Genomic DNA, 19,578 nt, shown 5'->3' with positions numbered 1-19,578 from the left:
CCCCCTTGTGTAAGCTAGGCGAGTCTTTTTTGCTGGGCTGACTCTATGTGGTTATTTCTGTGGCGGGCCTCCCTGCTCTATGTCTTCCCCCTGCTGATGTGGGGTTACTGCCGATTCAAGGGGATCGGCTTCGATGAGCTGGATACCGGCGTCAATGGCCACAAGTGGGTGGTGCTGTCGTCCTATCTGCTCTACGTGGTGCTCTGGCTGCTGATCAATCGCTATCTGCTGCTGTTCCTGCGCCAGCGGGGCCGGCGATGATGGCATCGCTGACCTGGCTCTGGCTTGGCGGCGCCGGGCTGCTGGCCGTGGGGCTTGGCTGGCTGTGGGGGCGCCAGGGGGCCCAGGCCCTGGCTCAGGAGCTGGCCCTGAGCCGGGAGCGGGCCGAGACCTGGCAGGAGCGTCTCGCCGAGCTGCAGGAGCAGCAGCTGCGGGATCAGGAGAAGCTGGAGCAGCAGCAACACTTCGTCATCAAGCTCACCGCCCGCCTCAAGGACGCCGAGGCGACCCTGCGCAGCGAGCGTCTCGCCAGCGCCGAGAAGCTGGCGTTGCAGCAGCAGGCGGAAGCGCGCCTCGGCCAGCAGTTCGAGAACCTCGCCAATCGCATCTTCGAACAGAACTCGGGTAATTTCCGTGAACTGAACCAGCACAGCCTGGACAACCTGCTCGGCCCGCTCAAGGAGCAGCTGGAGGGGTTTCGCCGCCAGGTGGGGGAGACCCACGCCCAGGAGACGGCCCAGCGCCACAGCCTCAAGTTCGAGCTGGAGCGCCTGGCCGAACTCAACGCCCGCATGACCGAAGAGGCGGCGGCCCTGACCCGCGCCCTCAAGGGGGACAGCAAGCAGCAGGGCAACTGGGGCGAGGTGGTGCTGGCCCGCATCCTCTCCGAGTGCGGCCTGCGGGAGGGGCACGAATACCAGACCCAGGTCAGCCTGGAGACCGACAAGGGCAAGCGCTACCAGCCCGACGTCATCGTCCACCTTCCCCAGGGCAAGGACATCATCATCGACGCCAAGGTGTCGCTGACCGCCTACGAACGCTGGTACAACAGCGATGACGAGCTGGGGCGGGCGGTGGCGCTCAAGGAGCACGTCGCCTCGGTGCGCAACCATATCCGCGAGCTGGGTCGCAAGGATTACCAGCAGCTGCCCGGGGTGCGCACCCTGGACTATGTGCTGATGTTCGTGGCGGTGGAGCCCGCCTTTCTGGCGGCGCTGGAGGCGGATCCTGCCCTGGTGCGCTTCGGCCTGGAGCACAACATATTGCTGGTGAGCCCCACCAACCTGATGGTGGCGCTGCGTACCATAGAGAACCTGTGGCGCTACGAGCGCCAGAACCAGAATGCGCGGCAGATCGCCGAGCGGGCCGGGCGCCTCTACGAGAAGCTGCGGCTGTTCGTGGAGGAGATGCAGCAGCTGGGTGGCAGCCTGCACAAGGCTCAGGAGAGCTACGACAAGGCCATGGGCCGCCTGGCCAGCGGCCGCGGCAACCTGATCGCCCAGGCCGAGCGGTTTCGCGAGCTGGGGGTGGAGGTGACCAAGACCCTGCCCGAGCCCCTGGTCAATCGCGCCCTGGAGCGGGAGGAGTCCGGCGACTGAGGCGGATGCGGGGGATGAACAGACGACAAGGGCAGCCCGCGGGCTGCCCTTGTCGTTGCGATGGGCGTCACTGCTTCCAGAAGGAGGGGAAGAAGATCACCGCCACCGTCAGGATCTCGAGCCGCCCCAGCAACATGCCGAAGGAGAGCAGCCACTTGGCGACGTCCGGCAGGGCGGCGAAGTTGCTGCTCGGCCCGATCAGGGGGCCCATGCCCGGACCCACGTTGGCCACCGCCGTGATGGCCCCCGAGATGGCGCTCAGGGGATCCAGCCCTATCACCGCCAGCAGGGCGGCGATGAGCAGTATGATGGCGAAATAGGCCAGCACGAAGGAGATCATGGAGCGGATGATGGCGTCGTTGACCGGGCGGCCGTTGTACTTCTGCGGGAAGACCGCAGAGGGGTGCATCAGCTGGCGCATCTGCTTCTTGAACAGGGCGAAGGCCACCTGGACCCGGAAGATCTTCAGCCCCCCCGAGGTGGAGCCGGAGCAGGCCCCGAGCAGCATGATGAAGATGAACAGCAGGCTGGTGAGGGAGCCCCAGGTGCCGAAATCGCCGAGGCCGTAGCCCGTGGTGGTGAGCACGGAGACGATGTTGAAGCTGCTGATGCGCAAGGCATCCATGAAATCGAAGGTGCCACGATGCCAGAGGTAGAGCGTCATGATGAGGGTGACCCAGACCACCAGCCAGAAGAAGCCGCGCACCTGGGCGTCGCGCAGCAGGCTGGCATCGCGCCGGGAGAGGCTCTGCACATAGAGCAGAAAAGGCAGGCCGCCGAGGAACATGAAGAGGGTGCCAATCCAGTGGGCGGCATGGGAGAAGTGGGACATGGATTGATCCGAGGTGGAGTAGCCCCCGGTACTGAGAGTGGTCATGGCATGGTTGACCGCCTCGAACAGCGTCATGCCGCTCACCCAGTAGGCGAGGAAGCAGAGCATGGAGAGCACCAGATAGACCTGCACTATGTTCTTGGCCACCGTCTTGGCGCGGGGGGCGCTCTTGTCGGACCAATCCGAGCTCTCGGTCTGGAACAGCTTCATGCCCCCCACGTTGAGGTAGGGCAGCACGGCCACCGCCATCACGATGAAGCCCACTCCCCCCAGCCACTGCAGGATGGAACGCCACAGCAGTATGCTGTGGGCCATGCCGTCGAGCCCGGACAGCACGGTGGAGCCCGTGGTGGTCACCCCCGACATGGTCTCGAAGTAGGCGTCGGCGAAGCCGATGTGGTTGATGAAGACGAAGGGGAGGGCGCCAAACAGGCAGGCCACGCCCCAGACGGAGGTGGTGAGCAGGAACATCTCCCGCACCCCGAGCCTAAATTCCGCCTTGCGGCCGTAGTGCAGGCACCAGAAGGCGGCGAGGTGAGTGATGACCACCGACTGCAGAAATTCGACGAAGCCTTCCGAGCCGGTCAGCAAGGCGAGCAGGGTGGGCAGCCACATGAAGAGGGCGAGCTTGGAGAGTACCAGCCCCAGGGTGAACACGATGGGACGCAGCTTGATCATGATGCTCGGCCTGGTTGTTGATGAGAGAAGCCGGGAGCGCCACCGCTGGTGCTGTTCCCTGGCTTGTCAGTCCGATGAATCCGCATGGTGGCGTTACAGGAAGAAGGGACTTGGCTGGAACAGCCGTTCCACTTCCTGTATGTACTTCTTGTCCACCAGGAACATGACCACGTGGTCATCTTGCTGGATCTCGGTGCGATCGTGGGCGATCAGTACCTCTTCACCGCGCACTATGGCGCCTATGGTGGTACCGGGCGGCAGCTTGAGCTCACCCACCGTCTTGCCCACCACCTTGGAGGTGTTCTCGTCGCCATGGGCGATGGCCTCGATGGCCTCGGCCGCCCCGCGGCGCAGGCTGTAGACGTTGGCGATGTCGGCCCGGCGCACATGGGTCAGCAGGGCCGAGATGGTGGCCTGCTGGGGCGAGATGGCGATATCGATGGAGCCGCCCTGCACCAGATCCACGTAGGCGCCGCGCTGGATCAGCACCATGGTCTTCTTGGCGCCCATCTTCTTGGCGAGCAGGGCCGACATGATGTTGGCCTCGTCCTCGTTGGTGACCGAGATGAAGACGTCGATCTGGTCGATGTGTTCCTCGGCCAGCAGCTCCTGATCCGCGGCATCGCCGCAGAAGACGATGGTGTTCTCCAGCAGCTCGGAGAGCTGCTCCGCCCGCTTCTGGTTGCGCTCGATAAGCTTGACGCTGTAACGCTTCTCCAGCTGGCGGGCGAGGCCGGCGCCTATGTTGCCGCCGCCGACGATCATGATGCGGCGATAGGGGCTCTCGAGCCGTTGCAGCTCCGACATCACGGCGCGGATATGGCCGGCGGCGGCGACGAAGAACACCTCGTCATCGGCCTCTATGATGGTGGTGCCCTGGGGACGGATGGAGCGGCCCTGGCGGAAGATGGCGGCCACCCGGGTCTCGATGTTGGGCATGTGCTCGCGCAGGCTGGAGAGGGCGTTGCCCACCAGGGGGCCGCCGTAGTAGGCCTTGACCGCCACCAGGCCCACCTTGCCGCCGGCGAAGTCCACCACCTGCAGGGCGCCGGGATACTCGATGAGGCGGCGCACATAGTCGGTCACCAGCTGCTCGGGGGCGATCAGGTGATCCACCGGCACGGATTCCGGCAGGAACAGGCGATCCCGCTCCACCAGATAGGCGGGGGAGCGAATGCGGGCCACCTTGTTCGGGGTGTTGAACAGGGAGTAGGCGATCTGGCAGGCGATCATGTTGGTCTCGTCACTGTTGGTGACGGCCACCAGCATGTCCGCATCCTGGGCGCCCGCTTCGCGCAGCACCTTGGGGTGGGCGCCGTGACCATTGACCACCCGCAGATCGAACTTGTCCTGCAACTCCCGCAGGCGGTCGCTGTCGGTGTCGACCAAGGTGATGTCGTTGTTTTCCCCGGCCAGGTTCTCGGCCAGGGTGCCGCCCACCTGGCCGGCTCCCAAGATGATGATTTTCATAGGGAACGCTTGCTCACATGCAGAGAGAAGAGGAGGCCATCGGCCTGGCCAATGATGCCGGTCATGGCTGAACTTTTACCAGCTTGGCGTAGTAGAAGCCATCCATGCCCGCCTCGCCAGGGAGGAACTGGCGGCCCGGACAGGCCGGGGTATCCTGCGGGTGCAGCGGGATCAGGTGGGCGTCCGGGGTGGCCGCGAGGAAGGCGCGCACCTGGTCGCGGTTTTCCTCGGGCAGCACGGAGCAGGTGGCGTAGAGCAGGGTGCCGCCGGCCTTGAGCCGGGGCCAGAGCGCGGCCAGGATGCGGCCCTGCAGCTCGGCCAGTTCGCGGATGTCCTGATCCCGGCGCAGCCACTTGATGTCGGGATGGCGACGGATCACGCCGGTGGCGGAGCAGGGGGCATCGAGCAGGATGCGGTCGAACTGCCCCTCTGGCCACCACAGATCCGGCGTGCTGGCATCCCCATGGATGAGCCTGGCCTTGAGGCCGATGCGATCCAGGTTCTCCTGCACCCGCTTGAGGCGGCTATCATCGGCATCGACCGCCACCACGCCGGCCAGTTCGGGCTGGCGCTCGAGCAGGTGCGCCGTCTTGCCGCCCGGGGCGGCGCAGGCGTCCAGTATCCACTCCCCGGGCTGGGGGTCGAGCAGCTGGGCGGCCAGCTGGGCGGCACCATCCTGCACCGAGCAGTCGCCGGCCTCGAAGCCGGGCAGCTTGGTCACGTCGCAGGGGCGCTCGAGCAGGATGCAGTCAGCCCCCTCTTCACCGGCGACGGCATGGATGCCGGCCTCGGCCATGCGGGCCAGCATCTGCTCGCGGCTCTGGCGCTGGCCGTTGTTGCGGATCCACATGGGGGGACGCTGGTTGTTGGCCTCCATGATGAATTCCCAATCGTCGGGATAGGCCTGGCGCAGGCGCTTGGTGAGCCACTCCGGGTGACCGAGGCGGGTGCTGGGCACCCGGTCGATGCGGGCCAGTATCACCTCGGCGCTGCGCTGGAAGTTGCGCAGCACCCCGTTGATCAGGCCGCGCAGTGAGCTGCCCTTGAGCAGCTTGACCGCATTGACGGTCTCGGCCACGGCGGCGTGGGCGGGAATGCGGGTGTAGATGAGCTGGTAGAGGCCGACCAGGATCAGATAGTGGAAGATGCGGCTCTTGTTCTTGAGCGGCTTGTCCATCATCTCGCCCACGGCGGCGTCCAGGCGCGGCATCCAGCGCAGGGTGCCGTAGCAGAGTTCTTGCAGGAGGGGGCGATCGCGAGGCGCCACCTTCTCCTGGGCAGCAGGCAGAACGGCGGAGAGGGAGAGCCCCTGGTCCAGCACCTGCTGGATGACGAGGGCGGCCTGTGCACGTGTTTTCATAGTCTTACCTTAGATGCGCAAGTCGGGGCCCGGGCCCCGCTTGTTTCGATTCAATCCCGCTCAAACCAGTTGGGTGCCGGGTACAAACCAGTCGCGGCGAGAGTTGAGCAGGTCCAGCGCCGCCATGGCCTTCTTGCCGGGAGGCTGCAGGGTCAGCAGGCGCAGCACGCCCTTGCCGGTGGCCACCTCTATCCCTTGCCTGTCGGCCTTGAGCAGGGTGCCGGCGGCTTGGCCATGGTCGCTGTCTATGGCTTGCGCCTGCCACAGCTTGATGGTCTGTCCCGCCACCTCGAACCAGCTGATGGGCCAGGGATTGAAGGCGCGAACGCAGCGCTCGATGGCGGCGGCATCCATCGACCAGTCGATGCGCGCCTCCTCCTTGGAGAGCTTCTCGGCGTAGTTGGCCAGGGCGTCGTCCTGGGGCTCGGCGGCGGTGTCACCGGCGGCCATGGCATTGACGGTGTCGACCAATGCCTGGGGGCCCAGCTCGGCCAGCTTGTCATACAGGCTGGCGGAGGTCTCATCACTGGCGATGGGGCAATGAGCCTTGCGGATCATGGCGCCAGTGTCCAGCCCGACGTCCATCTGCATGATGGTGACACCGGTTTCGCTATCGCCCGCCCAGATGGCGCGCTGGATCGGGGCCGCGCCGCGCCAGCGGGGCAGCAGGGAACCGTGGACGTTGATGCAGCCAAGGGGCGGGGTGTCGAGCACCACCTTGGGCAGGATCAGGCCGTAGGCCACCACCACCATGAGGTCGGCCCCCAGGGCTTGGAGCTCGGCCTGGGCCGCTTCGTTGCGCAGTGAGGCGGGTTGATGGACGGGCAGGTTGTGGGCCAGGGCCAGCTCCTTGACCGGGCTGGCGCTGAGCTTCTGACCACGGCCGGCAGGCTTGTCGGGCTGGGTATAGACGGCGACAACCTCATGGCCGGAAGACAACAACGCCGCCAGATGACGGGCGGCGAAGTCGGGAGTACCGGCAAAAATCAGTTTCAATTTCTTCAAGGGGGCAGGTCCTTAACCGGCTTTACGGTCTTCGCGCGCCATTTTTTCCAGCTTCTGACGGATGCGCTGGCGCTTGAGTGGGGACAAGTAATCCACAAACAGCTTGCCCACCAGGTGATCCATCTCATGCTGGATGCAGATGGCCAGCAGATCATCCGCTTCCAGCTCGAACGGCTCACCGTTGCGATCCAGTGCGCGGATCTTGATCCACTCGGCGCGGGGCACCAGGGCACGGCTGCCGGGGACAGAGAGGCAACCCTCTTCGATACCGGTGCTGCCTGACTGGGCGATGACTTCCGGGTTGATCAGCACCAGAGGGTCTTCCCTGTCATCCGAAACGTCGATAACTATGATGCGCTGATGGATGTCGACCTGGGTTGCGGCCAGGCCTATGCCTTCCTCCGCATACATGGTGTCGAACATATCATCTACAATCTGTTGTAACTCGGGTGTAATGGTCTCGACGGGGGCTGCGATGGTGCGCAGACGTTCATCGGGGAAACGCAGTACATCTAGAATGGCCATAGTCTTGTCTTTAGCTTCGTATCAATGCAGTCAATATTGACGTAATTCTAGTCATTTACGCCGACAAAAAACAGCAACACTTTGCGTGCAGAAAATAACAGGGAGCGTTATGTATCTGAAGCAAACGACTTTAGCCTGTCTATTCGCCTTGATCAGTCAGGGCGTGCTGGCCCAGGCACTGACCCTCAAGAGCGATTATCCCAGCAGCTATCAGGTCCAGAAGGGGGATACCCTCTGGGATATATCCGGCAAGTATCTGGAGCAACCCTGGCTCTGGCCCAGGCTCTGGAACATCAACCCGCAGATCGCCAATCCGCACTGGATCTACCCGGGTGAGGTGCTGCAACTGAGCTGGGTCAATGGGGAGCCCCGCCTCGGCAAGATGGTGCAGGGGGGCAAGCGGGTGCTCCGGCTCTCCCCCAAGAGCCACTACGAGAGCAAGGCCAATCCGATCCCCACCCTGCCGTTGAGCGAGATAGGCCCCTTCATGCAGACGGATCATATCTTCACGACGCAGCAGGAGAGCAAGACCCTGCCCTATATCCTGGGTGAGAATGCGGGCCATATCGGCATGCTGGAGGGGGCCACCCTCTATGTGCAGGGGGCGCTCATTCCGGGGCAGGATTATGGCATCTATCGGCCGGGCACAGTCTACCGGGACAAGCAGACCCGCGAACTGCTGGGCCAGGAGGCCATCTTCGTGGGCACGGCTCGCGCCCAGGAGCGGTTGCCAAAGAATCGCAGTCGCGTCCTTCTCACCAGCAGTCAGCGGGAAGTCTATCAGGGGGACAGGTTGATGCCCCTGCCGGCGCAGGAGATGCTGTCAGCCCTGTTTGTCCCTCGTGCGGCGCCCATGACCACCCCTGGTTATGTGGTCGAGCTGCCAAGCAAGGCCCGGGGCGGGGGCAAGTTCGATATCGTCCTGATCAACAAGGGGGCCAGGGAGCAGATGGCGCCCGGGGACGTGCTGGATGTGCTGCGGCCCGGGGGGCGCCTGACGGACAAGTATGGCAAGGTCTCCTATCGGGATCTCTCCTCCCTCTATGACAAGGGGTTTCACTCTGCGGACCGCACACCCCTGCCGGATGAGTCCATCGCCCGCATCATGTTGTTCAAGGTCTATGACAAGCTGAGCTACGGCATGATCTTGCAGAGCCAGGACATGGTCAGCACGGGTTACAAGGTCAGCCACTTCTGAGATGGGATCCTCCCAGGGCAGACTGACCGCCTGGTTGACCCTGGAGGCCGTCCCCGGGATCGGCCCGGTCACCGCGACCCGCCTGCTGGCGGCCGTGTCCGGCTCTGACAGCGGGGCGGCGGCGAGCGCCATCGACATCCTCTTTGCCTGGGACGACACCAAGCTCCATGAGGTCGGTCTCAGTTGGGTGCAGATCCAGGCGCTGCGCCATCCGCAAGTCGGTGTGGTCCAGGCGCTGGAGTGGGCCGAGCGTCCGGGCAACCGCCTCATCTGCCGCGACAGCCCCGAATATCCTCCCCTGCTGCGTGAAATCCCGGCCGCCCCCCTGTTGCTCTACTGCCGTGGCGATCTCGATGCACTGGGCACAGTGCAACTGGCCATGGTGGGCAGCCGTCATCCCAGTTATGCCGGCCGGGACAATGCCGCCCGTCTCAGCCGGGCACTGGCCGAGAGCGGACTGGCCATCACCTCTGGGCTGGCGCTCGGTATCGATGGCATCTGCCATCAGCAGGCGCTCGCCGCCGGGGGAATCACCCTCGCCGTGCTCGGCTCCGGGCTGGATGCCGTCTATCCCAAGCGACATCAGGGCCTTGCCGATGAGATAGTGGCCAGCGGCGGTCTCATCGTCTCCGAGCTGGCCCCTAGCAAAGGGCCGTTGGCGGAGCACTTTCCTCGCCGCAATCGCATCATCAGCGGCCTCTCCCTCGGCACCCTGGTGGTGGAGGCGGCCGAACAGAGTGGTTCCCTCATTACGGCCCGCTATGCCCTGGAGCAGGGGCGCGAGGTGTTTGCCGTGCCGGGGGCTCCCCAGAATGGACAGGCCCTCGGTTGCAACCGGCTGATCCAGCAAGGAGCCAAGTTGGTGATGGAGCCAGAGGATGTGTTGGTCGAGCTCAATTGGGCACAGATCCGCGCCGTCTCGGGGGCCGAAGCCGACGAGATGGATGCAAATACCGGTACTAATAGTGCATTGCCTTATGCCGATTTGTTGGATAACGTAGGTTATGAGACCACGAGCGTGGATACCGTTGCCGAGCGGGCCGAGCTCCCTGTCGAGGTGGTTCTGGGCAGGTTAGTCGAGCTTGAGCTGGCAGGTGCTGTGATAGCGGTAGCCGGTGGATACGTCAGAACGAGGAGGGCGAATCATGTTTGATGTATTGATGTACCTTTTCGAGACCTACATCCACAGTGATGCCGATGTAATGGTCCAGCAAGATGAACTCACCGACGAGTTGACCCGTGCCGGTTTCAACCAGGACGAGATCAACAAGGCCCTCAACTGGCTGGAACGACTGGCCAACCTCCATGACAGCGAGCGGGAAGTCTATGTCACCGCCAGCGCCCAGGGCTCGATGCGGGTCTATGCGCCGCAAGAGCTGGCGCGGCTCAGCACCGAGTGTCGCGGCTTCCTGCTGTTCCTGGAACAGGCGCAGGTGCTCAACGCCGAGACCCGCGAAATCTGCATCGAGCGGCTGCTCGAACTCGACAAACCCGACATCGAACTCGATGACCTGAAATGGGTCGTGATGATGGTGCTGTTCAACGTGCCCGGCAGCGAGACCGCCTACCATCAGATGGAAGAGCTGGTGTTCGACGAGTCGGACGGCATACTGCACTGACAGCCCGGTGCCGCGCTGGTAGAATTTGGATCTTCTGAATTCGAGGCGCGGCCCATGTCCAAGATCGACAATCACCTGTTTTCCGCCCACGAGCATGCTCTCGAGCGAGAGCCCTGCCCCCAATGCGGCTCCGAGCTGGTGATCCGTCAGGGCAAGCATGGTCCCTTCCTCGGGTGTGCCAGCTATCCTGCCTGCGACTATATCCGTTCGCTGACCCCTTCCGGCCGCGACATCGAAACGGTGATGGAGGGCTCCGTCTGCCCGTCGTGCGGCCAACCGCTGGCCATCAAGAAAGGGCGCTACGGTCTCTTCGTCGGCTGCACCCAGTACCCCGCCTGCCAGCACATGGCCTCCCTGCAGGAGAGCGATGATACCCAGATCCCCTGTCCCGCCTGCGGCAAGGGCCATCTGGTCAGCCGAACCTCCCGTTTTGGCAAGTTCTTCTATAGCTGCGATGACTATCCCCACTGTAAATATGTGGTCAATGACAAGCCTGTGGCCATGCCCTGTGCCAAGTGTGGTTGGGGCATCATGGTGGAGAAGCGGGTCCGGGGGACGCTGAAATGGTGCTGTCCGCAAAAGAAATGCGGCCACCAAGACGAGCGGGTATAATCGCGCCGCCGCCTGATGGGCCAAGTGCATCGTCATTTGGTTCGCCTCTGGTGTAAGCGTGTCCCCGTCTGGCATCAGCCTGCGTCGCCGGGATTTGTGCCGCGCTCCCCGTGATGGAGCGCATTTCGGGCAGCGACATCTTGGCTGTGACACAGGCAAGGAAGCAGGCCTTCGAATACCGCCTCGCGGCTTGGCATCGATGGCAAGGCTATCTTAGGTTGCCTACGTGTGCCGGCGAGGGAAGAGCGCCGAAGGGGTCATGGCGAAGGCGCCACCCTGCAGGCTTTATCATTGACGTGAACCAGACGCGACAGCCCGAGCTGGCGCGTTGGCCCTGATACAGAATGCGTATGTCGAACGAATTTGAACAAGCCGTCGCCGCCCTGCGGGCGGGCGGCGTCATCGCTTATGCCACCGAGGCCGTCTTTGGTCTGGGTTGTGATCCCGATAACCAGGCAGCGGTACAGCGTCTGCTCGCCATCAAGCAGCGCCCGGTGGAGAAGGGACTGATCCTGATTGCCGCCGACTTGAGTCAGTTGGAGAGCTACATCGACTTGAGCCAGCTAAGCAGCGAGCAGATGGCCAGGGTCGACGCGAGCTGGCCCGGCCCCTTCACCTGGGTCATGCCCGCCCGGGCGAGTACCCCGGCATGGTTGACCGGTCGTTTCGATACCCTGGCGGTGCGGGTCAGTGGCCATCCTCAGGTGCAGGCGCTGTGCCGCGCCTTTGGCAAGCCGCTGGTCTCGACCAGCGCCAACCTGACCGGTGAGGAGCCTGCTCGCAGCGTCGCCCAGATAGGTCAGGCCCTGGCCGCGCAGCTGGCACATATACAGGTTGGCGAGGTGGGCGGGCTCAGCAATCCGTCCGAAATAAAAGACGCTCGCAGCGGCGCCGTGATCCGCCCCTCCTGACGTGACGGCCGGACCCCTGACAAGACAATAATGAGGCGGGGCGCCACGATCCCGCCGGCTGGAGAAGCAATGAGCAAACCGGATGTGGCCGCAGTCAAGACCTTCCTGCTGGCACTGCAAGACACCATCTGTCAGGGGCTGGAGCGGGCCGACGGCCTGGGCCGCTTCGTCGAGGATGCCTGGACGCGGGAGGGCGGCGGCGGTGGCCGAACCCGGGTGATGCGGGCCGGCAAGGTGATCGAGCAGGGGGGGGTGAACTTCTCTCATGTCTATGGCGATGCCATGCCCGCCTCGGCCACCGCCCACAGACCCGAGCTGGCCGGACGTCGCTTCGAGGCCATGGGGGTCTCGCTGGTCATCCATCCCCACAACCCCTATGTGCCGACCAGCCACGCCAATGTGCGCTTCTTCATCGCCGAGAAGGAGGGCGAAGCGCCCATCTGGTGGTTTGGCGGTGGCTTCGATCTGACTCCCTTCTACCCGTTCGAGCAGGATGTGCGGCATTGGCACAGCGTGGCTCATGAGCTGTGCCAGCCGTTTGGCGATGAGATCTATCCCGAATTCAAAGCCTGGTGCGACCGTTATTTCTATCTGAAGCACAGGGACGAAACCCGCGGGGTTGGCGGTCTCTTCTTCGATGATCTCAATCGCTGGCCCTTCGAGCAGTCATTTGCCTTCATGCGGGCGGTGGGAGAAGGCTATCTCGAGGCTTATTTGCCCATTGTGGCCCGCCGCCAGGATACCCCCTACGGCGAGAGGGAGCGCCAGTTCCAGCTCTATCGCCGTGGTCGCTACGTCGAGTTCAATCTGGTCTACGACAGGGGTACCTTGTTTGGCCTGCAGACCGGTGGCCGGACCGAATCCATACTGATGTCCATGCCGCCTCTGGCGCGGTGGGAGTACGACTGGCATGCCGAGCCGGGGTCGGCGGAGGCGCGGCTCTATCAGGATTATCTCAAGCCGCGGCAGTGGCTCTGATGACAAGGGTCGCCGAGGCGGCCCTTTTTCATGGGAAATGCCCTTGTCCCGGCGGGGGAAAAACCGTTAAATCGGATCATTCTCCTCCAGATGGACCCTTGCGATGGACAGGTATGCGGTATTCGGTTATCCGGTACGACACAGTAAATCCCCCTTCATTCACACCCTCTTTGCCCGGCAGACCCAGCAGCCGATGGAATATACCCTGGCGGAGCCCGCACCTGACGACTTTGCCGAGGCGTTGCGCGGTTTCTTCGCCGAGGGAGGCAAGGGCTGCAACATCACTGTCCCGTTCAAGGAGCAGGCGTTTGCGCTGGTCGATAGCCTGAGCCCGCGTGCCAGGCTGGCCGGGGCGATCAATACCATCAAGCTGACCGACGACGGCCTCCTGCTGGGGGACAATACCGACGGCGCCGGCCTGGTAGCCGATCTGACCTCCCAGGGGGTCGGCCTGGCGGGGAGCCGGATCCTGCTGCTCGGTGCCGGGGGGGCGGCCCGTGGGGCCCTGGCCCCCTTGCTGTCCAAGGGGCCGAGTCGCCTGGTCATCGCCAATCGCACCCATGACAAGGCGGCCCAGCTGGCCCGGGACTTTGCCCCCTTGGGTCCCGTTGAGGCCGCACGATACGAGGATCTGCTCGGGCCGTTCGATCTGGTGATCAACTCCACCTCGGCCAGCCTGCAAGGATCGCTGCCCCCCATACCCCCTTCGGTCATACACAGTGATATCGCCGTCTATGACATGATGTATGGCGCCGAAGAGACACCGTTCAACGCCTGGGCTCGGACGCAGGGGGCGCGCAAGATCATGGATGGGCTCGGCATGCTGGTGCAGCAGGCCGCCGAGGCGTTCACCATCTGGCGCGGCATTCGCCCGGGAACGACCCAGGTGCTGCGCGAACTGAAACGCAATCTGGGGGTGGCATGAACCAGAGCATCCAATTCCCGGACTCGGCCGAATGGCAGGCCGAGCAGCAGCGGGTTCACTTCCCGGCTCAGTTGATGGGGGGATTGATCTCTTGCTATATCAGTCGCCACCGTCTGGAGCGGTTGGCCGGACTCTCCCTGGTGCGGGAAGACGATATCCTGCGAGCATTCGAGAGCCTGCGGTTCGATATTGAGGAAATGGTTGAAAAACTCATTGAAGAACAAGAGTTTGGAGAGGATGGCGCCATCTATCTCTAAACAGACAAAGTTTTTTTGCTGAGGATTGGAACTTTCTCAAGACCAGGCTGACTAACTAGATAGTTGAGGAAGTGCTAGTTAGTCACCTTTATAACCCCCGGTATTCGTACTGGGGATTTTTTTATCTATATGAAAATAAAAGAAAAATATTTGCCCACTCTTGGTGAAACTTTGTTACATAAATTACTTTCACTTTTTTGTTGGTTTGATGTACAGTTGTTCTCGTAGGGTACAGAGGTAAGATGTTCTATCTTTCAGACCTTTTATTTCACGTAATTGAATGTGGCTGAATAGCAGCCCCGATGAGTCATCGTCGGGGCGTTTTTTTATGGTTCTGGTTTAGAGTAAAGACTTTAAAAACCACTGTCCTCTGATAAAATGAGGGGGTTTCTTGAGTAAACCCAGTCGTCATTTCTTCTCAAGACTGATTTCTTCCCAATTTTGAACAGTGTCTTCGGGCCGGTTCCTTACCCAGGGAACTGGCCTCATTTTTATCCCTTTGTCGGCTGCTCAATGTAATTAAATTACAGTTTGGTATTTGTTGCCGATTTTTAGCCGGCGGGCACTGACCCATGTTGAAAACGTTATCATTTGATGTTTTTGTTTGTTCTTGGTAGGAATTAAGTTGTTAGCTATTAAAAACAGCTAGTTATAACGTCGTGGATGAGGGTTGGTGACGGCGGGATTGATGAGAGGGGGCTCAGGAGGGGTTTCAATTGGCGGAGCCGGCTCCGCCAATTGAAAAGTGGCGGGATTATTCGGTGTCGGACTCGGCATCGATGGCGTCTGCGGCCGTCTCACCCGAGAGGTACCAGCCACTGAGCGTCTGCGCCAGCTTCTCGACCCCGATCTGATTGAGGGAAGAGAAGGCTTCAACCTGGATCTGAGGACCCAGATTGGCCACCGCCTGGCGAACCTTGATCACCTGATTGTTACGTGGCCCCGGACTCAGCTTGTCGGCCTTGGTCAGCAGCAGCATGACCGGCAATTGGCGGTGAGAGCTCCACTCCAGCATGTTCATGTCGGTTTCTTTGAGCGGATGGCGGATGTCCATCAGGATCACCAAGCCTTTCAAGGACTCACGACGTTGCAGGTATTCGGCCAGCGACTTTTGCCACTTTAGCTTCATTTCCAGTGGAACCTGGGCATAACCGTAACCTGGCAAGTCGACCAGACGCTTGCCTGGTTCCAGCTCGAACAGGTTGATCAGCTGGGTCCGGCCTGGCGTCTTACTGGTGCGGGCCAGGTTCTTGTGCTTGGTCAAGGTGTTCAAGGCTGATGACTTGCCGGCATTGGAACGTCCGGCAAACGCAATCTCGACACCCCCATCATTTGGCAGGTGACGGATGTCGGGTGCGCTGGTCACAAAATGCACCTTATTGAAATTCAGAGTTTGTGTATCCAACGTAAATTCCCCATGGAGAGAGAGGGTTATAGAGTTACTTTTTTGTGAAATCGTGTAAAATGGCGTCGCTTAAACGCGTTTATTTTAACATGCCTTCAGCGGCATGGGATCTGGAAGCCTAATAACGAGAAGTTGGAACGCCATGAAGAACCTAGTCATTACTCTTGCTCTGATGGTTGGCGTAACGGGGATGGCACAAGCCAAGGGCGATGCCGCTGCGGGACAAACCAAATCGGCGGTGTGCGCTGCCTGTCATGGACCGGACGGCAATGGTCCTGCTGATATTTACCCCAAGCTTGCTGGTCAGCACGCATCATATATCAAAAAACAGTTAGTGGAACTGAAGGCTGCCGCTTCTGGCACCTCGGGTCGCGCTTCTCCCATCATGGGACCCATGGCACTGCCCTTGTCCGATCAGGACATGGATGACCTGGCGGCCTACTTCTCCGGCCAGCAGATCACGCCGGTGGCGGTGCCCGATGAGGTCATTGCCGAAGGCAAGGCGCTCTACATGGGGGGTGACATGAGCCGGGGCCTGCCCGCTTGCGCCGCCTGTCATGGCCCCCGTGGGGTGGGAGTTGAGCAGGCCAAGTATCCTAGCCTGTCCGGTCAGCATCCCGCCTACATCAAGGCGCAGCTGGAGGGGTTCCGGGCCGCGACCCGCGACAATGACCCCAATGGCATGATGCGTGATGTGGCCAAGAAACTGACGGACCACGATATCGAAGTGCTGTCCAAGTACGTTGCCGGATTGCACTGATGACGGCATGGCGCAGCTTGCACCGCCAAGCCGCCTAACGAAGCAGGGAGCCCAAGGGCTCCCTTGTTTTATGGGTTGCCGCTTTGCCCCTCTCCCTGTGCGATATTTCCCATTCCGAGCGTTGGCCTCGGCTGAAAAAATCACGCCTTATCCAATAAAGTTATTATTTATTAATTGGTTATTCATTTCTTTTGTCACCCTTTCCCCCTCACGAGAGAGCGATCGGATTGAGTCACCTCCTGAACTTGATAGAGTTGCGGCCAGGAAATGACTCGAGATCGGGTCAAGGATTCACCTGGGAGCGGGTGAGCGCAAGGATGTCGGGACAGGCTGGGATGTCTGGCAAGGGAGTGAAGCATCAGGATGATGACCTCTCGGGACGGGAGGGGCGCGGGATGCAATCGGGTCGACGTACCACAGGGAGGTCGCGCGTCGAGGCAAGCAGGCACACGCATATTCAGGAATGATCAACTGAGGTCAGGAAGACCCATATAAAGATATGCGGCGAGGCGCCAGGGAAGGGCGGCATTGACAGGGATGGGACTCGCACAGCATATAGAGGCAGCTTCGGCTGCCTTTTTTCTATTGGATGATTAACCCGGGCCGGCATTTTGTGTCAAAATACCAGCAACATGCCCAGAGGGTACCGATCCTGCGATGCTCAGTTGCCCTGCGGGGCTGCCATGATGCTGGATCCCGTGCCTCCTCAATCATTCACTGTCAGCATCTTATCCCGCCAGGCGCCATGGCGCCTCGTGGCGGTTTTTATATCCAGCAATGTCCCGGAGTCATTCATGTCGGCCAAACAACCCAGTCGCAAACCCACGGGTAAGCGTAAAGAATCAGATGCCAGTGCCCTGGAAGGCCGTGAGCGCAAGCGTGCCGCCCGGCGCAAAGGTCTGAAGGCGGGGACGCGCCAGCAGGTCGCCGAGCCCAAGCGCAACAAGGGCAGCAAGCAGGCACAGGATCCTCGCCTGGGGTCGCGCAAGCCGGTAGCACTGATCGTCGACGACAAACAGAGCAAGCCGCAGCCCGCCAAGGTTGCCAGGGAGAAGATCCTCAAGCTGACTCCGGAGCAGGAGCTGGCCGCCATCGAAAACGATGATCGTCTCAATGATTTCCTCGACCGTTTGGATGAGGGTGAGACCCTGAGCGCCGCCGATCAGGCCTGGGTCGACCAGCGGGTCGATCGCTATCAGGAGCTGATGGATGAACTCGGCATCATAGATGACGAGGACGAAGACGAGTCCGCCTTCCTGGCTGAGGATGCCGAGCAGACGCAGGCTCCCGCGACCGAAGAGGATCTGTGGGATCGCTTCACCAAGGCGGATTACCAACCGCAACAAGCAGAGCCCAAGAAAAAGTGAGCGGCGCCCTGATGCTGGCTACCCTGGCGGGTAGCCTTGTCTTGCTCGGTCTGGCCGTCTATGCCGGCATGCTGCTGGCCAGGGTACGACGCCAGACGGAGCAGCAGGAGCAGGCCATTCGGGCACGCAACGAGCGTATCCTCGACAGCGTGCGCGTCATCGCCCATGCGGTGCGCGATGGCCAGTGCGACTACTCGGAAGGGGCCATCCGCCTGACCAACCTGCTCAATGCCCTGCAGATCAAGGAGGGACGCGCCTTTGCCGAGGAGTTCCCCGGCCTGTACGGCTTGTATGAGAAGGTGAAGGAGATGCCGACCCATGAGGCGCGCAAGGCGCTCAAGCGTAACGAGATCATGAAGATGGATCTCGAGCGCAGCGGCTACGAGGTCGAACTGGAGGCCCAGATCCTCAAGGATGTGGCCCTGTTGAAGGATTTTCAGCTGGGCAAGTGATCCCGGCCAACCCATGAGGAAGCAAGTGTGCGAGTCGAACCGATAGTGTGGGATCAGGCGCTGATCGAGAAGTACAACCACAGCGGCCCCCGTTATACCTCCTATCCCACTGCGCTGGAATTCAACGAGGCGTTCGGTTATCCGGATTTCGTCCGTGCCGCCGGCCAGTATCCCCAGCGCAATCTCTCGCTCTATGTGCACATCCCCTTCTGCCACAAGCTCTGCTACTACTGTGGCTGCAACAAGGTGATCACTCGCCATCAGCACAAGGCCGATCAGTATCTCGACTATCTGGAGCGGGAAATTGCCGCCCAGGCCCCCCTGTTTGCCCACCGCACCGTGACGCAACTGCATTGGGGCGGCGGCACCCCCACCTATCTGGACGAAGCCCAGACCCGGCGGCTGATGGCCATGCTGCGGCAACACTTCCGGTTTGCGGAGCAAGGGGAGATCAGCATAGAGGTGGATCCGCGGGAGATCGCACTCTCCATGCTGGACGTGCTGCGGGAGCTGGGCTTCAACCGCATCAGCCTTGGAGTGCAGGACTTCAACAAGCAGGTGCAGGCGGCGGTCAACCGGGAGCAGGACAACGACTTCATTCGTGCCATGCTGGAGCGGGCGCGGGAGCTGGGGTTCAGATCCACCAACCTGGATCTCATCTACGGCCTGCCGCACCAGAACCGCGACAGCTTCCACCACACTCTGGAGGAAGTGCTCAAGACCGATCCGGCCCGCCTCTCCATCTTCAACTATGCCCACCTGCCGAGCCGCTTTGCCGCCCAGCACAAGCTGAAAGAGGCGGATATGCCGGCCCCTCGGGAGAAGCTGGCCATGCTGCAGGACACCATCGCCTTCCTCACCGGTCAGGGCTACCAGTTCATCGGCATGGATCACTTCGCCAAGCCCGATGACGAGCTGGCGGTGGCCCAGCGCAACGGTACCCTGCATCGCAACTTCCAGGGCTACACCACCCAGGGGGATTGCGATCTGCTGGGGCTGGGGGTCTCCTCCATCAGCATGATGGGGGATGCCTACTCCCAGAATCAGAAGGATCTCAAGGCTTACTACGCCCAGGTGGAAACGCTTGGCCATGCCCAGTGGAAGGGATGCTCCCTGAACCGGGACGACCTGATCCGCCGGGAGGTGATAAAGCGCCTCATCTGCGACTTCTCCCTGGATTTCGCAGCGGTCGAACAGGCCCATGATCTGGTGTTCGCCCAGTATTTTGCCGACGATCTCAAGCTGTTGCAGACCTTTGTCGACGATGGTCTGGTGCGCCTGACCGACACAGGCCTGACGGTGGTCGGCACGGGCCAGTTGCTCATTCGCAACATCTGCATGTGCTTCGATGTCTATCTGCGCAATGCGGCGCGGGCCCAGCAGTTCTCCCGGGTGATCTGAGCCAGAGCCCTTATGCTCACCATAAAAAAAACCGCCTCGGTGAAGTGAACCCCATTTATTGGGCACATTAGTTGGCGGATGACATGGCCTGAGTTCGATACTGTACCGGGCTCAGGCCGTTTAGTTTTGCTTTGATCCGCTCGTGGTTGTAGTAGTGGATGTATTCATCCACCGCACGCTTCAACTGCTCTGTATCTTCGTACTCTTCGTTGAACCAGCATTCGC

Annotated in this window: 21 protein-coding genes; 14 read left to right on the top strand and 7 right to left on the bottom strand. The window is 61.6% G+C overall.

The window, feature by feature from the left end; translation table 11 throughout:
* Positions 1-45: 45 nt before the first annotated feature.
* A complete protein-coding gene (locus ACLHZ1_RS12205; protein WP_041999074.1) occupies positions 46-261 on the top strand; it encodes a hypothetical protein in 216 nt (71 codons plus the stop codon).
* Entirely contained in the window at positions 258-1,598 is a 1,341-nt protein-coding gene (gene rmuC / locus ACLHZ1_RS12200) for a DNA recombination protein RmuC (protein ID WP_427262301.1), read from the top strand. Before ACLHZ1_RS12205 ends, rmuC begins: the two co-directional genes overlap by 4 nt.
* Positions 1,599-1,665: 67 nt before the next feature.
* Here rmuC and ACLHZ1_RS12195 read toward each other — a convergent pair whose 3' ends face one another.
* The 5 genes from ACLHZ1_RS12195 to def form a co-directional block, all read right to left on the bottom strand.
* Entirely contained in the window at positions 1,666-3,108 is a 1,443-nt protein-coding gene (locus tag ACLHZ1_RS12195) for a TrkH family potassium uptake protein (protein WP_427262300.1), read from the bottom strand.
* Between the two features lie 93 nt (positions 3,109-3,201).
* Positions 3,202-4,578 (bottom strand): Trk system potassium transporter TrkA, encoded by a 1,377-nt coding sequence (trkA, locus tag ACLHZ1_RS12190; protein WP_427262299.1) that lies wholly within the window; start codon positions 4,576-4,578, stop codon positions 3,202-3,204.
* A gap of 61 nt (positions 4,579-4,639) precedes the next feature.
* Complete coding sequence (gene rsmB / locus ACLHZ1_RS12185; protein WP_427262298.1) at positions 4,640-5,938, bottom strand: 16S rRNA (cytosine(967)-C(5))-methyltransferase RsmB; 1,299 nt, start codon at positions 5,936-5,938, stop codon at positions 4,640-4,642.
* Between the two features lie 60 nt (positions 5,939-5,998).
* Positions 5,999-6,943: a methionyl-tRNA formyltransferase gene (gene fmt / locus ACLHZ1_RS12180; protein ID WP_427262297.1), complete on the bottom strand. Its 945-nt coding sequence runs from the start codon at positions 6,941-6,943 to the stop codon at positions 5,999-6,001.
* A 12-nt stretch (positions 6,944-6,955) separates the two neighbouring features.
* Entirely contained in the window at positions 6,956-7,468 is a 513-nt protein-coding gene (gene def / locus ACLHZ1_RS12175) for a peptide deformylase (protein WP_427262296.1), read from the bottom strand.
* A 109-nt stretch (positions 7,469-7,577) separates the two neighbouring features.
* Between def and ACLHZ1_RS12170 the strand changes: the two genes are divergently transcribed.
* From ACLHZ1_RS12170 to ACLHZ1_RS12135, 8 genes are all read left to right on the top strand, one after another.
* Positions 7,578-8,666, top strand: coding sequence for a LysM peptidoglycan-binding domain-containing protein (locus tag ACLHZ1_RS12170; RefSeq protein WP_427262295.1), 1,089 nt, complete (start codon positions 7,578-7,580; stop codon positions 8,664-8,666).
* Position 8,667: 1 nt separating this feature from the next.
* Complete coding sequence (dprA, locus tag ACLHZ1_RS12165; protein ID WP_427262294.1) at positions 8,668-9,819, top strand: DNA-processing protein DprA; 1,152 nt, start codon at positions 8,668-8,670, stop codon at positions 9,817-9,819.
* Complete coding sequence (locus ACLHZ1_RS12160) at positions 9,812-10,285, top strand: DUF494 family protein (RefSeq protein ID WP_427262293.1); 474 nt, start codon at positions 9,812-9,814, stop codon at positions 10,283-10,285. Before dprA ends, ACLHZ1_RS12160 begins: the two co-directional genes overlap by 8 nt.
* A 54-nt stretch (positions 10,286-10,339) precedes the next feature.
* Entirely contained in the window at positions 10,340-10,897 is a 558-nt protein-coding gene (locus ACLHZ1_RS12155) for a topoisomerase DNA-binding C4 zinc finger domain-containing protein (protein ID WP_427262292.1), read from the top strand.
* A gap of 350 nt (positions 10,898-11,247) precedes the next feature.
* Positions 11,248-11,808 carry an L-threonylcarbamoyladenylate synthase gene (locus tag ACLHZ1_RS12150; RefSeq protein WP_408796841.1) on the top strand — a complete coding sequence of 187 codons (561 nt, stop codon included), beginning with the start codon at positions 11,248-11,250 and terminating at the stop codon, positions 11,806-11,808.
* 69 nt (positions 11,809-11,877) lie between these two features.
* A complete protein-coding gene (hemF, locus tag ACLHZ1_RS12145; RefSeq protein WP_427262291.1) occupies positions 11,878-12,786 on the top strand; it encodes an oxygen-dependent coproporphyrinogen oxidase in 909 nt (302 codons plus the stop codon).
* A gap of 103 nt (positions 12,787-12,889) precedes the next feature.
* The gene (aroE, locus tag ACLHZ1_RS12140) at positions 12,890-13,711 is read left to right on the top strand and encodes a shikimate dehydrogenase (protein WP_427262290.1); all 822 of its coding nucleotides are present in this window, start codon (positions 12,890-12,892) and stop codon (positions 13,709-13,711) included.
* Positions 13,708-13,968 carry a DUF1488 domain-containing protein gene (locus ACLHZ1_RS12135; protein WP_427262289.1) on the top strand — a complete coding sequence of 87 codons (261 nt, stop codon included), beginning with the start codon at positions 13,708-13,710 and terminating at the stop codon, positions 13,966-13,968. The genes aroE and ACLHZ1_RS12135 overlap by 4 nt, the downstream gene beginning before the upstream one ends.
* Before the next feature lie 754 nt (positions 13,969-14,722).
* Here ACLHZ1_RS12135 and yihA read toward each other — a convergent pair.
* Complete coding sequence (yihA, locus tag ACLHZ1_RS12130) at positions 14,723-15,373, bottom strand: ribosome biogenesis GTP-binding protein YihA/YsxC (protein WP_427262288.1); 651 nt, start codon at positions 15,371-15,373, stop codon at positions 14,723-14,725.
* A 142-nt stretch (positions 15,374-15,515) separates the two neighbouring features.
* Between yihA and ACLHZ1_RS12125 the strand changes: the two genes are divergently transcribed.
* From ACLHZ1_RS12125 to hemN, 4 genes are all read left to right on the top strand, one after another.
* On the top strand, positions 15,516-16,133 hold the full coding sequence (locus ACLHZ1_RS12125) for a c-type cytochrome (RefSeq protein ID WP_408796836.1): 618 nt from the start codon (positions 15,516-15,518) through the stop codon (positions 16,131-16,133).
* A 794-nt stretch (positions 16,134-16,927) separates the two neighbouring features.
* A complete protein-coding gene (gene yihI, locus ACLHZ1_RS12120; RefSeq protein WP_427262287.1) occupies positions 16,928-17,500 on the top strand; it encodes a Der GTPase-activating protein YihI in 573 nt (190 codons plus the stop codon).
* 11 nt (positions 17,501-17,511) lie between these two features.
* Positions 17,512-17,952 (top strand): DUF2489 domain-containing protein, encoded by a 441-nt coding sequence (locus ACLHZ1_RS12115; RefSeq protein WP_427262286.1) that lies wholly within the window; start codon positions 17,512-17,514, stop codon positions 17,950-17,952.
* Between the two features lie 27 nt (positions 17,953-17,979).
* Entirely contained in the window at positions 17,980-19,353 is a 1,374-nt protein-coding gene (hemN, locus tag ACLHZ1_RS12110; protein ID WP_427262285.1) for an oxygen-independent coproporphyrinogen III oxidase, read from the top strand.
* 67 nt (positions 19,354-19,420) lie between these two features.
* Here the strand turns inward: hemN and ACLHZ1_RS12105 are convergent.
* Positions 19,421-19,578 (bottom strand): IS3 family transposase (locus tag ACLHZ1_RS12105; protein WP_427262353.1); only part of this gene is annotated, 158 nt, incomplete at its 5' end.

Origin of the sequence: Aeromonas sobria (genome assembly GCF_050266975.1) — a bacterium.
GTDB classification, from domain to species: domain Bacteria; phylum Pseudomonadota; class Gammaproteobacteria; order Enterobacterales; family Aeromonadaceae; genus Aeromonas; species Aeromonas sobria_B.
This window is presented reverse-complemented; position numbering and strand designations above follow the sequence as displayed.